This window comes from Planobispora longispora (genome assembly GCF_016863135.1).
In the GTDB taxonomy this organism is placed as follows: domain Bacteria; phylum Actinomycetota; class Actinomycetes; order Streptosporangiales; family Streptosporangiaceae; genus Planobispora; species Planobispora longispora.
The window spans coordinates 18,594-32,296 of sequence record NZ_BOOH01000001.1 but is presented as its reverse complement, the minus strand read 5'-3'; the positions used below and the strand labels follow the sequence as shown (position 1 = coordinate 32,296).

Genomic DNA, 13,703 nt, shown 5'->3' with positions numbered 1-13,703 from the left:
CGTGAACATCGTCACCTTCCTGGAGATGGCCGCCTCCGCCGACCCCGGCCGGGTCGCTCTGGGCACCGGCACCACCTATGCCGACCTGCTGGCGGCCACCTCCCGGCTGGCCGGGCAGTGGGCCGGAGCGCCGCCTGCCGTCGCCTACGCGGCGGTGGGCACCCCGGCCCTGCCGGTGGCGCTGTTCGCCGCCGCGTGGACCGGCCGCCCCTTCGTCCCGGTCAGCTACCGCCTGGCCGACGAGCCGCTCCGTGCCCTGCTTGGCGGCCAGGCTCCGGCCGTGCTGCTCGCCGAGGGGCGGCCCGCCGAGGTGGCCGCCACCGTCGACGGGCTGCAGATCATCGCCCCCGATGAGGCCCTGGCCGCCACCGGCCAAGCGCCGGAGCCCGTGCAGGATCCCGACCTGCCCTGCGTGCTGCTGCACACCAGCGGCACCACCGCCGCCCCCAAGGTCGCCGTGCTACGCCACCGGCACCTGACCTCTTACGTGCTCGGCTCGGTCGACTTCCTGTCCGCCGGCCCCGATGAGGCCACGCTCATCAGCGTCCCGCCGTACCACATCGCTGGGATCGCCGGCCTGCTCACCGCTCTCTACGCGGGCCGCCGGATCGTCCAGTTGCCCAACTTCGAGGCGGCCGAGTGGGTACGGCTGGCGCGCGAGCAGCGGATCACCCACGCCATGGTGGTCCCGACCATGCTCGCCCGCATCGTCGCCGTGCTGGAGGAAGCCGGTGGCGGCCTGCCGTACCTGAGGCATCTGTCCTACGGCGGCGGCCGAATGCCCGCGCCGGTCATCGAGCAGGCGCTGCGCCTGCTGCCGCACGTCGGCTTCGTCAACGCCTACGGCCTGACCGAGACCTCCTCCTCCATCGCCGTGCTCGGCCCGGAGGACCACCGGCAGGCGCTCACCTCCGGGGACCCGGCGATCCGCCGCCGCCTCGGCTCCGTCGGCAGGCCGCTGCCCACCGTGGAGATCGTCGTGCGCGACTCCGACGGCAAGGAGGCGGAGCGTGGCGAATTGTGGGTACGCGGGCCGCAGGTGTCGGGGGAGTACGCGCACGGCGCCCTGACCGACGCCGACGGCTGGTTCCGCACCCGGGACGGCGGCTGGATCGACGAGGACGGCTACGTGTTCGTCGAGGGTCGTCTGGACGACGTGATCGTGCGCGGCGGAGAGAACCTCTCGCCCGGGGAGATCGAGGACGCGCTGATCAGCCACCCCGACGTCGCCGAGGCGGCGGTGTACGGCATCCCGGACGACCAGTGGGGCGAGGCCGTGGCAGCCGCTGTCGTCCTTCGTCCCGGTGCCGCCCCCGGCGCGGAGGACCTGCGGAGCTGGGTGGGCGAGCGGCTGCGCTCCAGCCGCGTCCCCGCGCACATCGTGTTCCGGGACGCCCTGCCACGCAACGACCTGGGCAAGCTGCTCCGTCAGCAGCTCAAAGGCATGATCTGACGCTCTACCGGATGGTCGACTCGCGGGGCACCACCCGTGCGTGCAGGTCCGGCGCCTTCTCCGGCGGTGGCTCGTCCCGGGCGGCGCGCAGGGCGAGGTCGGCGAAGTAGTGGCCCAGCCCGACGTTGTCGATGCTCACGCTGGACAGGGACGGGTAGAGCATGCCCGCCAGCGGGGTGTCGTCGTGCCCGATGACGGCCAGATCGCCGGGGACCGCCAGACCGGCGCGAAGGGCCGCCGCCATGGTCATCGCCGCCAGGTTGTCGTTGAAGGCGGCGATGGCGGTCACGCCCTCCTGCCGCCAGTGCCGTAGGGCCTTGGCGGCGCTGCCGCCGCGGTGATCGACCGGGCGGACGTCGAGGAGGCCGAGCCCGAGCCGTTCCGCTGCTTCCCGCGCACCCGCCACCCGGCCCCGCGACAGGAGGGCGAGACGCTTGTCGCCGCTGGCCGCGTAGCCGATCCGGCGATGACCCAGCTCATGGAGATAGTCGATCTGCAGGCGGGCGCCCGCGTTGAGCGTGGGGGAGGCGAGGAAGGAGCGGCTCTGCCGGGGCGGCGGCAGGATCCTGGTGATGCCGCTCGCTTTCATGGAGGCGCGCTCGGCGGCCGTGATAGGCGTCCAGGCGATGACCACGTCCGGGCTGAGCAGCTCCCACAGCGGCCGGGCGTGGCCGCCGCCGTGCCGGGTGTGGGTGACCAGGGAGTAGCCTGCCTCGTCGAGCACCCGTGAGGCTGTCTCCAGGTGCTGGCGCAGGGAGTACTCCATGGGCCAGTCGGGCAGAAGCAGCATGACGATCATGCTGCGCCCGCTGGCCAGTGCCTGTGCGGTCCGGTGCGGTCGATAGCCCAAGCGCTCGGCCTCGGCCAGCACCCGCTCGCGCGTGGCGGCGGAGATGGTCTGGCCCGGGGTGTTGTTGAGCACGTATCCCACGGTGGCGCGGGACACCCCGAGTGAGCGGGCGACGTCCGCCGCGGTGACCCGCCTTGTTCGCTCCGACACGCAGCTTCCCTCCGGGGATGGTACAGCTTGCACGCGCAAGCCGTACCACTATCTCACGGGCTGGTGAGTGTCAGCCGCCACTGCCAGGCGTACTCACGCTCGGTGAGACGATACGCGGGCCGGGTGTCCGGCCCCAACATGGCTGTGCCGACGCCGCGCTGTGCGATGTCGAGGTGGACGACGGTCCTGGCGGAGGGCGGAAGCTCCCACCAGTGCGTCGCCGTCTCCAGTTCCTCGATCGTGTGGCGGCTCACGGTCATGTGCAGCGGTGTGGCGTGAGTCGTCCGCACCGTCCCGGCGGGCCCGGACAGCACGAGCTCGGTGACCTCGCCGCGGCCGCCGTTCTCCTGCGGTTTCAGGTACGGCACGGAGAGGTCGTCGATGCGGTTCTCCCAGGCGCCGAGCAGGGCGGAGGACCGCCGGTCCGGGTAGTTCTCCCACGGGCCGAGCCCGACCCAGCGGGCGTGGTCGAAGCCGTCGGCGAGCTCGAACTCCATGCCCACCCGCAGAGCCTCGCCGGAAGGCAGCACTACGTGCTCGTCGAGCACGTAGTCGCCCTCGCCGACCCGGGTGACGGTCCGGGTGTGGACGACCTCGTCACCGTAGGCCGTGGCGTAGCGGGTGATGGCTCCATCGACGTCCACGGGGGTGATCCGGAAGAAGCCGGAGCGGACGAACCGGTGGTCCAGCATGAAGGAGCCGTCGTTGTCGGTCAGCGCCCGCCACAGGCACAGCCGGGGCACGCGCCGCAGCAGCGGATGACGGACTTCCCCACCGGTGGAAGCCCTGGGGAGCTGCGGCAGCGGGCGCGGGAAGGTGATCTGGTGTGCGGCGATCTCCGTTCCGGCGGGGGCCCAGAGGGCGTCCTCGCGGGTGCGCAGGCTCACCGTGAGCGCGAGCGCGGTGCCGAGCAGCGCCACGATGGAACCGGGCAGGTCGATTGTGACCTCCTCGCCCGCGGCCACCCGCGGCGCGGGGAGCGTGAGAGCGCCCACCGGCCCGGCCTCGGTCTCCACCCGCAGGTTCAGGTCGTAGGCGCTGAGATCGGCGAAGCTCTGCCGGTTGCGGATCCGCAGCCTGCCGCCGTCCATGGACACGCGGATCGGGCTGAACAGGCCACGCGCCTCGTACAGCGCCGGTTTCGGCGTGAGGTCGGTGAAGACCACGCCGTTGAGGAGCGTGGTGCCGTCGTTGGGCTCGTCGCCGAAGTCGCCGCCGTAGCGATAGCGGCCGTCGCCGTCCGGGTCGAGGGCATGGTCCTTGAACTCCCAGATGAAGCCGCCCTGCAGGCCGGGCAGGCTCTCGAACAGTTCCCAGTAGTGAGCCAGGCCGCCCGTCGAGTTCCCCTGCGAGTAGGCGTACTCGCACAGGATCACCGGCCGATCTGCGCGCGGGTCGGCCGAGAACGCGGTGAGGGCCTCGAAGGAGGGGTACATCGGGCAGACCAGGTCACTCGCCGCGTGGCCGCCGTGCCAGTCGTGCGCGATGGCGCCCTCGTAGTGCAGCGGACGGCCTGGATCCACCCGGCGCACCCACGCGGCGGCGGCGTCGTGGTTGGGACCGTAGCCGGTCTCGTTGCCGAGCGACCAGATGATCACCGAGGGGTGGTTGCGGTCCCGCAGCACCATCCGGGAGACCCGCTCGACGAACTCCGACAGGTAGCGCGGGTCGTGGGCGAGGGTGGTGGTGAAGGCGTGCCCCTCGATGTCGGCCTCGTCCACGACGTAGAAGCCGATCTCGTCGCACAGGTCGAGGAAGACCGGATCGTTGGGATAGTGCGAGGTGCGGATCGCGTTGACGTTGAACCTCTTGAGCAGGGACAGCTCGGCCAGCATCTGATCGCGGGTGATGACGCGGCCGGTGCGGGGGTTCACGTCGTGCCGGTTGACGCCCTGGATGAGCACGCGTTCGCCGTTGACCAGCAGGTCCCGGCCCTCGATCCGGACCCGCCGGAAGCCGATCCTGAAGTTCGCCGCATCCGCGACCTCGCCCTCCGGGGAGACCAGCTCGACCAGGAGGTCCTCCAGGTGCGGCGTCTCCGCCGTCCAGGGGGCGACGTCGAGCACGTCGAGGGCGAACACCGCGCTGCCCGCCTTGCCAGGCCGTACCGTCATGATGTCGGCGATCGGCCGCAGTTCGCCGACGATCGGCGCGCCGGCGGCATGCAGGCTGAGCAGATTCATCACGCCGTCGGGAATGCCGACCGGCTCCGGACGGGTGGACCGATCGACTGTCGAGTCGGGGAAAGCGGGCTCGACGACTCGCGGAGCGATCAGGCGGCTCTCCGTACGGCCCAGCACGCCGATCCGCGCCGACCATCCGACCTCGTGAAGGTGATCCAGCCCGATGGTGGAAACGGTCACGTTCAGGCTGCCGCGACCGTCCGCGTAGTCCGTCACCACGGCCACGTCACCCAGCCGCACCTCCGGCACCGTGTACAGGAACACCGACCGGGACAGGCCCGATTGCCACCAGTGGTCCTGGTCTTCCAGGTAGGTGGCCGCCGACCACTTGGCGACCGTGAGCTCGATCGTGTTGACGCCCGAGGTCACGGCCTCGGTGATGTCGAACTCGGCCGCCAGATGCGAGTCCGTGCTGTCGCCGACGGCCTGGTCGTTGACGATGACGTTCAGGTGGCCCTCGGCCGCGCCGACGTGCAGGATCGTCCGGCGTCCCGGTTGCGCTGCCAGCTCCACGGTCCGGCGGTACTGGCCGGTCGGATTGTGCGCGGGGACGGTGGGCGGCACCTCCTCGAACGGCATCGCGACGTTCAGGTAGTGCGGCGGGTCGTCCTTCTCCCGCATCGTCCACAGGTCGGGCACCTGGACGCTCTTCCACTCCTCCTGGTACGGCAGGAGCCGGAACTCCCACGTGCCGTCGAGGTCGACTTCGGGCGCGCGACGCAGCGAGTGCATGGGCAGGCGGTTCATACGACCCTGCTCTCGCGGATCAGCTTGTCCAGGAAGTCGGCGGGGAAGGTGTCGCCGGTGAAGGTGATGAGTTTGCTCATCGGCAATGCGGCGGCCATGCGCAGGCCGTCGGGGTGTTGCGCGGCCAACGCGGCCTCCTCGGGGGACAGGTCCCGCAGGCGGTCGTTCATCTTCTTCACCAGCGCCGGCCCTGCGATCGGGTGATCGAGCCAGTCGCCGACGGTGGACTCCAGGGTCAGCGGCATCAGGCCCTTGTCGCCGGTGAGGGTGATCGCCGCCTCGTCCAGGACGTGGTGGGCGTCGGCGCCGATCTGGACGCGGTACTCGCCGGGTGCGACCACCCAGCCGGACCGGGTGATGTCGTAGTAGGCGAACGCCCTGCGGTCCAGGTCGAAGGTGACCGTGCGGGACTCGCCGGGCTCCAGGGCGACCTTGGTGAAGGCGCGCAGCTCGCGGGCGGGGCGGCGGACCTTGCCCGCGGTGGTGGCGACGTAGACCTGCACGACGTGCTTGCCGTACCGGGTGCCGGTGTTGGTCACGGTGACCGCCGCGCGTGCGGTGTCCTCGCCGGTCGGCGTCACGGTCAGGTCGCCGGTGTCGAAGGTGGTGTAGGACAGGCCGTGCCCGAACGGGTAGCGGACCGCCCGTTCCGCGCTGGTGTAGTAGCGGTATCCGACCATGACGCCCTCGCCGTAGCGGACGTGGCCCGCTTCCCCGGGGAAGTTGAGGTAGCTGGGGTTGTCCTGCAGGCGTAGCGGGATCGTCTCCGCCAGCCGCCCGGACGGGTTGACGACCCCGAACAGGACGTCGGCGAGCGCGCCGCCGCCTGCCTGGCCGAGCAGCCCGCCGTCGAGGATGGCGTCCACGTCGTCGTGCCAGTCTTCCAGGGACACCACGCCGCCGTGGGACAGCACCACGACCGTGCGGGGAGCGGCCTGAGCCACGGCGCGGATCAGGGCGATCTGATCGGCGGGCAGGTCGATGCTCTCCCGGTCGTAGCCCTCCGACTCTTCATGGTCACCCAGCCCGGCGAAGACCACAGCCACCTCGGCAGATGCGGCTTCCTCCGCCGTCTGGGCGTACGTCACCGTCTGGCCGCGCTCAGCGGTGTGCTGCCGGATCGCGTCCAGCGCGGTGTCGACCCGCGTGGGGTTGACCCGCGAGCTGCCGCCGCCCTGGAAACGCGGCGCGGTCGCGAACGCACCGATCACTGCCAGGCGGGTGACCCCTTCCAGCGGGAGCACCTGGGCGTCATTCTTCAGCAGCACCACGCACTCGGCCGCCAGCTTCCGCGCCAGGGCGTGGCCGCCGTCCACGTCCAGGTCGCCGGTCGCCGGGGCGACCCGCTCGGCCAGCGCGACGATCCGCGCGACCGCCTGGTCCACCAGCGCCTCGTCCAGCGCACCCGCCCGCACCGCGGCGACGATCCGGGCCACGCCCGTGCCGTCGCCGCCGGGCATCTCCAGGTCCAGACCCGCCGCGAGCGCGGCCACCCGGTCGTGGACCGCCCCCCAGTCGGAGATCACGGCACCGGTGAAGCCCCACTCCTGGCGCAGCACCTCGGTGAGCAGCCAGGGACTCTGTGCCGCGTACACGCCGTTGACCTTGTTGTAGGCCGCCATCACCGTCACCGGGCGGGCCTCGGTCACGACCCGCTCGAAGGCGGGCAGGTAGATCTCCCGCAGCGTCCGCTCGTCGATGTCGGCGCTGATCCGGGTCCGCTCGGTCTCCTGGTTGTTGGCCGCGAAGTGCTTGACCGACGCCCCCGGACCCTCGGCCTGCACGCCGCGTACATGGGCGGAGCCGAGCACGCCGGACAGCAGCGGGTCCTCCGAGTAGTACTCGAAGTTGCGGCCGCACAGCGGCGAGCGCTTGATGTTCACCCCGGGCCCGAGCACCACATGCACGCCCAGCGCCCTGGCCTCACGGCCGAGCGCGGCGCCGACCTGGGCCGCCACCTCCGGGTCCCAGCTCGCGCCGACCGCGACCGCCGGGGGAAAACACGTCGCCGGAGCGCTGCCGTAGATGTCGGCGGTGTCCGACCGGTCTTCCAGGTGGCGCAGCCCGTGCGGCCCGTCGTAGAGCATGACCGGCCGCAGCCCGGCCTCCGGCAGGGGGCGCGTCGACCACATGTCCGCCCCCGACAACAGGGAAGCCTTCTGCTCCAGCGACAGGGAGCCGATATCGATCGAGGGCATGGAGGAGGGATCCTTCCGAACTGATGACGGGCCTGCTGGAGGTGCTTCACGGGGCAGGCGGATGGGGCCCTCACTGTAGGCAGACTAACTTTCGCGCGCAAGTACTTGTGCGCGAAAGTTGACGTAGCTACCGTACGTCCAACAGCTTGCGCGCGAAAGCAGTGCGAAGCGTGGGAGTGATCCCGCACCCACCTGGACGAGTAGAGAGTCCCCGCGATGAGCACACCCCCCGACAACGCCCCCGCCGAGCGCGTCGCGACGGTCGTCGAGCCGGAACCCGCCCGGGTCAGCGGATGGTTCATCACCGTCTACGCCCTGACCTGCTTCGGGTTCTACCTGACGATCATGGTGCCCGCCCTGTTCAGCCTCGCCTACAAGGTCCAGCTGATCGACCCCGCGGGCAAGGAGTCCAGCCTGGGGCTCATCGTCGGAATCGGATCGCTGGTCGGCCTCGTCGCGGGGCCGGTCGCCGGAACGCTCAGCGACCGCACTCGCCTGCGCTGGGGCCGGCGCCGGCCGTTCCTCGTCGCCGGGCTGGTGATCTCCTTCGCCGGGGCGCTCGTGATCGTCGTTGCTCCCTCGGTTCCGGTGACGATCGTCGGGAACGCGATCGTGCAGATCGCCATCGCCTGCGTCTCCGCCGGGTTCAACCCGGTGATCGCGGAATGGGTGCCGGAATCGCAACGCGGCAAGATCGGCGGGCTGGGGGGAGTCGCGTCAGCGCTCGCCGGCGTCGGAGCCACCCTGCTGGGGAGCATGCTGACGGGCAGCCTCCTGCTCCTGTTCCTCGTGCCGGTCCTGGCCTTCGCGGTCACCGTCCCGCTGTTCCTCCTCACTGTCCCCGACCGGCCCGCCAGAGCGGACCCGGCGACCGGATCGATTCGGGACGCCTTCAAGGACCTGCTGTTCAACCCCCGCACCCACGTCGACTTCTCCCTGGTCGTGGCCGGGAAGTTCGCCCTCTCGGTGGGGACGGCCTTCTTCTCCACCTACCAGCTCTACTTCATGCTCGACCGGCTCGGGCTCACCCCGGAGGATGCCGGCCGCCAGCTCGCCCTGGCCGGCGGCCTCGGACTGGTCTCCATGATGAGCTCCGCGGTCCTCGGGGGACTCTTCTCCGACCGGCTGAAGCGCCGTAAGCCGTTCATCTACCTGTCGGCGAGCTTCATCGCCGCCGGACTGGCCACCGCGGCCTTCGCCCCCTCCATCCCCGCGTACGTGCTCGGCACGGTGCTCCTGATGCTCGGCACCGGCGCGTTCAGCAGCGTCGACCTCGCCCTCTGCAGCGACGTCCTGCCCGAGAAGGAGAAGGCGGGCAAGTACATGAGCATCTACTACCTCTCAGGCGCCGGTGCGTCGGCGCTCGCTCCCGTCCTGGCGCCGGTCATCCTCATGATCGGCGGAGGCGGCAACTACACCGTGCTCTTCCTTTCCGGCGCCCTGTGCGCTCTCGGCGCCGTCGTCACCGCCTGGCGCATCCGCGGCGTCCGGTAACCAAGCCCTCGTCATCTCTGGAGGTCATGTCCATGGAACGGCTCACCGACCGGCGTATCGTGATCACCGGTGCCGGATCCGGCATCGGCCGGGCGACGGCCCTGCGACTCGTGGCCGAGGGCGCCCGGGTGGTCGCCGCCGACGTCTCCGAGGAGGGGCTGAAGGAGACCGCCTCCCTCGCGGCCAGCGACCGGCTCGCCATCGCCACCGTGGACGTCGCCGACGAGGCGTCGGCCGGCACCATGGTCAGGACGGCCGCCGCGGACCTGGGCGGGCTGGACGCCCTGGTCAACGCGGCGGGCATCCTGCGGGGCGCGCACACCCACGACTGCTCGCTGGAGCTGTGGAACCGCATGATCGCCGTCAACCTGACCGGCACCTTCCTGATGACCCGCGCCGCTCTGCCGTACCTGCTGGAGACCGGCAGGGGAGTGGTGGTCAACTTCAGCTCCACCGCCGCGTTCTTCGCCCACCCCTTCATGGCCGCCTACGCGGCCAGCAAGGGTGGCGTCGCCTCCTTCACCCACAGCATCGCCCAGGAATACGGCGAGCGGGGACTGCGCGCGGTGAACATCGTGCCGGGCGGCATCAGCAGCGGCATCACCGACAACATCGACCGCCTCATGCCGGAGGACACCGACTGGAAGCTGCTGGGCAAGCTCACCGCGCCCCTGCCGGGCGGGCTTCCCGGTCCGGAGAAGATCGCCGGAGTGGTGGCGATGGTGGTCTCGGATGACGGCTCGTTCATCACCGGCACCGAGATCCGCATCGACGGCGGCGCTCACCAGTAGAAACCCGAAAGAGAAGGCACATGGAATCCCCTGAGGCATATCGCGACCCGTCCCTCCCCGCGGAGGAGCGGGTGCGCGACCTCCTGAGCAGGATGACGCTCGAAGAGAAGGCCGCCCAGACGGCGGCGCCCTTCGGATCGGCCGTCGACGTGCACACGCCGCCCGAGGCCGGGTGGGGCAACGCGACGGCGGGCCTGTCCACGCTCGGGCTGCCGCCCCGCGAGGCGGTGCACAAGGCGAACGAACTGCAGCGCAAGCACGTCGAAGAGACCCGGCTGGGCATCCCCGTCCTGCTCTCGGAGGAGGCACTGATCGGCTTCAAGATCCGTGACGCCACCACCTTCCCGGACGCGATCGCCCAGGCGGCCACCTGGGATCCGGAGCTGATCGAGGAGATGGCCGAGGCGATCGGCACGCAGATGGCCCGGCTCGGGGTGCGCCAGGCACTGTCTCCGCTCGCCGACGTCGCCCGCGACCCCAGGTGGGGTCGCGTCGAGGAGACGTACGGTGAGGAGCCGTACCTGGTCGGCTCGATGGCGACCGCCTTCGTGCGCGGGCTCCAGAACGCCGACGCCGATGTCCCCGTCATCGCCACGCTGAAGCATTTCCTCGGCTACAGCGCGAGCGACGGCGGCCGCAACACCGAACCGGCGCAGCTCGGCCCGCGAGAGCTGCGAGAGATCCACGGCGTGCCCTTCGAAATGGCGATCCGGCTCGGTGGCGCGCGTGGCGTGATGCCCTCGTACAACGCCATCGACGGCGTGCCGGTCTCCGGGTCGAAGGCGTACCTGACCGGCCTGCTGCGTGAGGAGTTCGGCTTCGACGGACTGGTGATCTCCGACCTCGCCGCGGTGGGACAGCTGCACACCAAGCACGGCGTCGCCGAGGACGACGCCCACGCGCTCGCACAGGCCCTGCGCGCCGGGGTCGATCTGAACCTCGACAACAAGGCCACGGCAGACCAGGTCGTCGAAGCCGTCCGGTCGGGTGTCCTGGACGAGGCCGACCTCGACCGGGCCGTGTCCAGCGTGCTGCTCGCCAAGTTCCGCCTCGGGCTGTTCGAGAACCCCTACGCCGACGCGGAGCGGGTGCCCGAGACGTTCGACTCGGACCGGGAGCGGGCGCTCGCGCGAAAGATCGCGGAAAAGTCCGTCATCCTCCTGCGCAACGAAGCGGTCGGCGACGCGCCGCTGCTTCCCCTGAGCCCTTCGCTGCGGACCATCGCCGTGATCGGCCCGAACGCGGATCGCCCGCTGGGCCAGCTCGGGAACTACAGCTACCAGGTTCTCGACAGCATGACCACGCGCTTCCACCTCGCCGCCGACCCGCAGGCGCGCCCCGAGGACATCGAGGACCTCGCAGGCAAGGGCAGCCCGGACGATGCGCGGCTGCTGGTCGAATCGGTGCCGGTCGTGACCTTCCTGGAGGGTGTCCGGCGACGTGCCGGAGACGGCGTGAGCGTGCTGCACGAGCCCGGCTGCCCGGTCGCCACCGAAGACCGGTCCGGCTTCGAGGCCGCGGTGCGCGCGGCGAGCGCCGCGGAGGTGGCCGTGATCGTCGTCGGCGACCAGTCGGGGATCAACGGGTACGGCACGGTCGGCGAGGGCCTGGACAGCACCGAGTGCGCGCTCCCCGGCGTGCAGCGCGAACTGGTCGAGGCCGTCGTGGCGACCGGGACGCCGACCGTCGTGGTCCTCAGCCACGGCCGCCCCTACGTCCTCGGGTGGATGGCCGATTCGGTTCCCGCGATCGTGAGCTCGTTCTTCGGGGGTGAGGAGGCCGGAAACGCCGTCGCGTCCGTGCTGTTCGGCGACGTCAACCCCGCTGGGCGCCTGCCCATCGCGATGCTGCGCTCAGCCGGCGCGGCGCCGCTGCCGTACTGGCGGACCCTCCAGCACCCGACGTACGTGGACGGCTCGATCGGCGCGGTCTTCCCCTTCGGCCACGGGCTCAGCTACACCAGCTTCGACTACCGCGACCTGGAGATCTCCGCGGAGGCGCCGACGGACGGCGTGGTGCGGCTGTCGTTCACCGTGGCCAACGTCGGCGACCGGGCGGGAGACGAGGTCGTCCAGGTATACGGACGCGACGTCATCGGGCGTACGGCAAGGCGCGCGCGCACGCTGGTCGCCTTCCACCGCGTTCACCTCGAGCCCGGTACGGCGGCGCGAGTCACGGCCGACGTTCCGGCCGACATGTTCGCGCTCTGGGACGTCGACGAAGGCTGGGTGGTGGAGCCCGGCGTGATCAAGTTCTTCGTCGGCGGCTCCTCGGCCGCCACCAAGCTACGCGGTGAGGCCACCCTCACGGGCACGGACCACTTCCCCGGCCCGGACCGAGCGCTGACCAGCACCGTCACCGTCACCGCCGGGGCCGCAGCCTCTGCCGCGCCGGTGCCACAGGCGGTTCGTCCCTCGGCGCCGCCGGTCACGCAAGACAACACGGTTCGTGAATGGCTGGACCACCCCGTCGGCGGAGGGCTGTTCCGCGAAGCACTCGGCGGCCTGGACGAGGACGTGCTCGCCCCGGCCTTGGACCTCACCTTGAGACAGCTGGTCGCCTACAGCGGCGGGCAGTTCCCGCAGTCGCTGCTTGACGACCTGCTGACGAAGATCGGAGATCACTCATGACCCGCCCCTTCCCCGACGGCTTCCTGTGGGGCGCCGCCACCGCCGCGCACCAGGTCGAGGGCAACAACCTCAACAACGACTGGTGGCAGCTCGAACACGTCGCCGCCGACCACGGCGTGCAGTTCAGCGGCGATGCCCTGGACAGCTACCACCGCTACGAGGAGGACATGCGGCTGCTGGCCGGAGCGGGCCTCACCGCCTACCGCTTCAGCCTGGAGTGGTCCCGCATCGAGCCCAGTCCCGGCAAGTTCTCGCGAGCGGAACTCGCCCACTACCGCCGCATGATCGACACCGCACTGGGTCTGGGCGTCACCCCGGTGGTCACTCTGCACCACTTCACGCACCCGATCTGGTTCGGCGACAAGGGGGCCTGGCTCGGCGAAGGCGCGGTCGAGGCTTTTGCGCGCTACGTGGAGCAGGCCTGCACGATCCTCGACGGCGTCGAGTGGGTGTGCACCATCAACGAACCGAACGTCGTCGCGGTCAACCACGGTCAGCTCCGCCGCGTCGCCCGTGGCGAGGAGTACCAGTTGGTGGGGGCGCTGCCCGATGCCGAGATCGGAGAGTCGTTGATCGCGGCGCATCGTGCGGCTGCTCCGCTCGTGCGAGGGGCCACGGGGGCGAAGGTGGGCTGGACCGTCGCCAATCAAGCGTTTGTCATGACGCCTGGTGCGGAGGAGAAGTATGCCGAGGTGCAGCACATCTGGGAGGACATGTATCTCGAAGCGGCCCGAGACGACGACTTCGTCGGCGTGCAGTCCTACACCAGCCAGCCCATCGACGAGAAGGGCGTCGTCCCGCATCCGCCCCACCCCGACAACACACTGATGGGATGGGCCTACCGCCCGGACGCGCTCGGCATCGCCGTACGCCATACCCGCGAGGTCGTGGGGAACGTGCCGATCGTCGTCACCGAGAACGGCATCGCCACCCCTGACGACCGGCGGCGCATCGCCTACACCGAGGAAGCCCTGAGGCACCTGCGGGATGCGATGGACGACGGCATCGACGTCCGCGGCTACCTGCACTGGAGCCTGCTGGACAACTTCGAGTGGGGGCGGTGGGAGCCCACCTTCGGCCTCATCGCCGTGGACCGGGAGACCTTCGAACGCCGGCCCAAGCCGAGCCTCGCGTGGCTCGGCGGCATCGCCCGCGCCAACGCCATCTGACAGACGCCATGGGCGGAGCCACCGGATCGTCCCTCGAT

General features: G+C 70.8%; 8 protein-coding genes. 5 read left to right on the top strand and 3 right to left on the bottom strand.

Translation table 11 applies throughout. The annotated features are described in order from the left end of the window. Position 1: 1 nt before the first annotated feature. Positions 2 to 1,453, top strand: a complete 1,452-nt coding sequence (locus Plo01_RS00115; RefSeq protein ID WP_203888354.1) for a class I adenylate-forming enzyme family protein — start codon at positions 2 to 4, stop codon at positions 1,451 to 1,453. Positions 1,454 to 1,457: 4 nt separating this feature from the next. On the opposite strand, the gene Plo01_RS00110 is transcribed toward Plo01_RS00115, so the two are convergent. The 3 genes from Plo01_RS00110 to Plo01_RS00100 are packed head-to-tail and all read right to left on the bottom strand — an operon-like array spanning position 1,458 to position 7,581. Next, a complete protein-coding gene (locus Plo01_RS00110; RefSeq protein WP_203888353.1) occupies positions 1,458 to 2,453 on the bottom strand; it encodes a LacI family DNA-binding transcriptional regulator in 996 nt (331 codons plus the stop codon). Positions 2,454 to 2,506: 53 nt separating this feature from the next. Continuing rightward, positions 2,507 to 5,383 (bottom strand): glycoside hydrolase family 2 TIM barrel-domain containing protein, encoded by a 2,877-nt coding sequence (locus Plo01_RS00105; protein WP_203888352.1) that lies wholly within the window; start codon positions 5,381 to 5,383, stop codon positions 2,507 to 2,509. Continuing rightward, positions 5,380 to 7,581, bottom strand: coding sequence for a glycoside hydrolase family 3 C-terminal domain-containing protein (locus tag Plo01_RS00100; RefSeq protein WP_203888351.1), 2,202 nt, complete (start codon positions 7,579 to 7,581; stop codon positions 5,380 to 5,382). The genes Plo01_RS00105 and Plo01_RS00100 overlap by 4 nt, the downstream gene beginning before the upstream one ends. Positions 7,582 to 7,797: 216 nt before the next feature. Between Plo01_RS00100 and Plo01_RS00095 the strand changes: the two genes are divergently transcribed. Genes Plo01_RS00095 through Plo01_RS00080 form a run of 4 tightly spaced genes read left to right on the top strand, consistent with a single transcriptional unit; the run spans position 7,798 to position 13,665 of the window. After that, complete coding sequence (locus tag Plo01_RS00095) at positions 7,798 to 9,075, top strand: MFS transporter (protein ID WP_203888350.1); 1,278 nt, start codon at positions 7,798 to 7,800, stop codon at positions 9,073 to 9,075. A 32-nt stretch (positions 9,076 to 9,107) separates the two neighbouring features. After that, positions 9,108 to 9,866 (top strand): SDR family NAD(P)-dependent oxidoreductase, encoded by a 759-nt coding sequence (locus tag Plo01_RS00090; protein WP_203888349.1) that lies wholly within the window; start codon positions 9,108 to 9,110, stop codon positions 9,864 to 9,866. A 20-nt stretch (positions 9,867 to 9,886) separates the two neighbouring features. Further along, positions 9,887 to 12,496 carry a beta-glucosidase family protein gene (locus Plo01_RS00085; RefSeq protein WP_203888348.1) on the top strand — a complete coding sequence of 870 codons (2,610 nt, stop codon included), beginning with the start codon at positions 9,887 to 9,889 and terminating at the stop codon, positions 12,494 to 12,496. After that, the gene (locus Plo01_RS00080) at positions 12,493 to 13,665 is read left to right on the top strand and encodes a glycoside hydrolase family 1 protein (RefSeq protein WP_203888347.1); all 1,173 of its coding nucleotides are present in this window, start codon (positions 12,493 to 12,495) and stop codon (positions 13,663 to 13,665) included. Before Plo01_RS00085 ends, Plo01_RS00080 begins: the two co-directional genes overlap by 4 nt. The last annotated feature ends 38 nt before the right edge of the window (positions 13,666 to 13,703 follow it).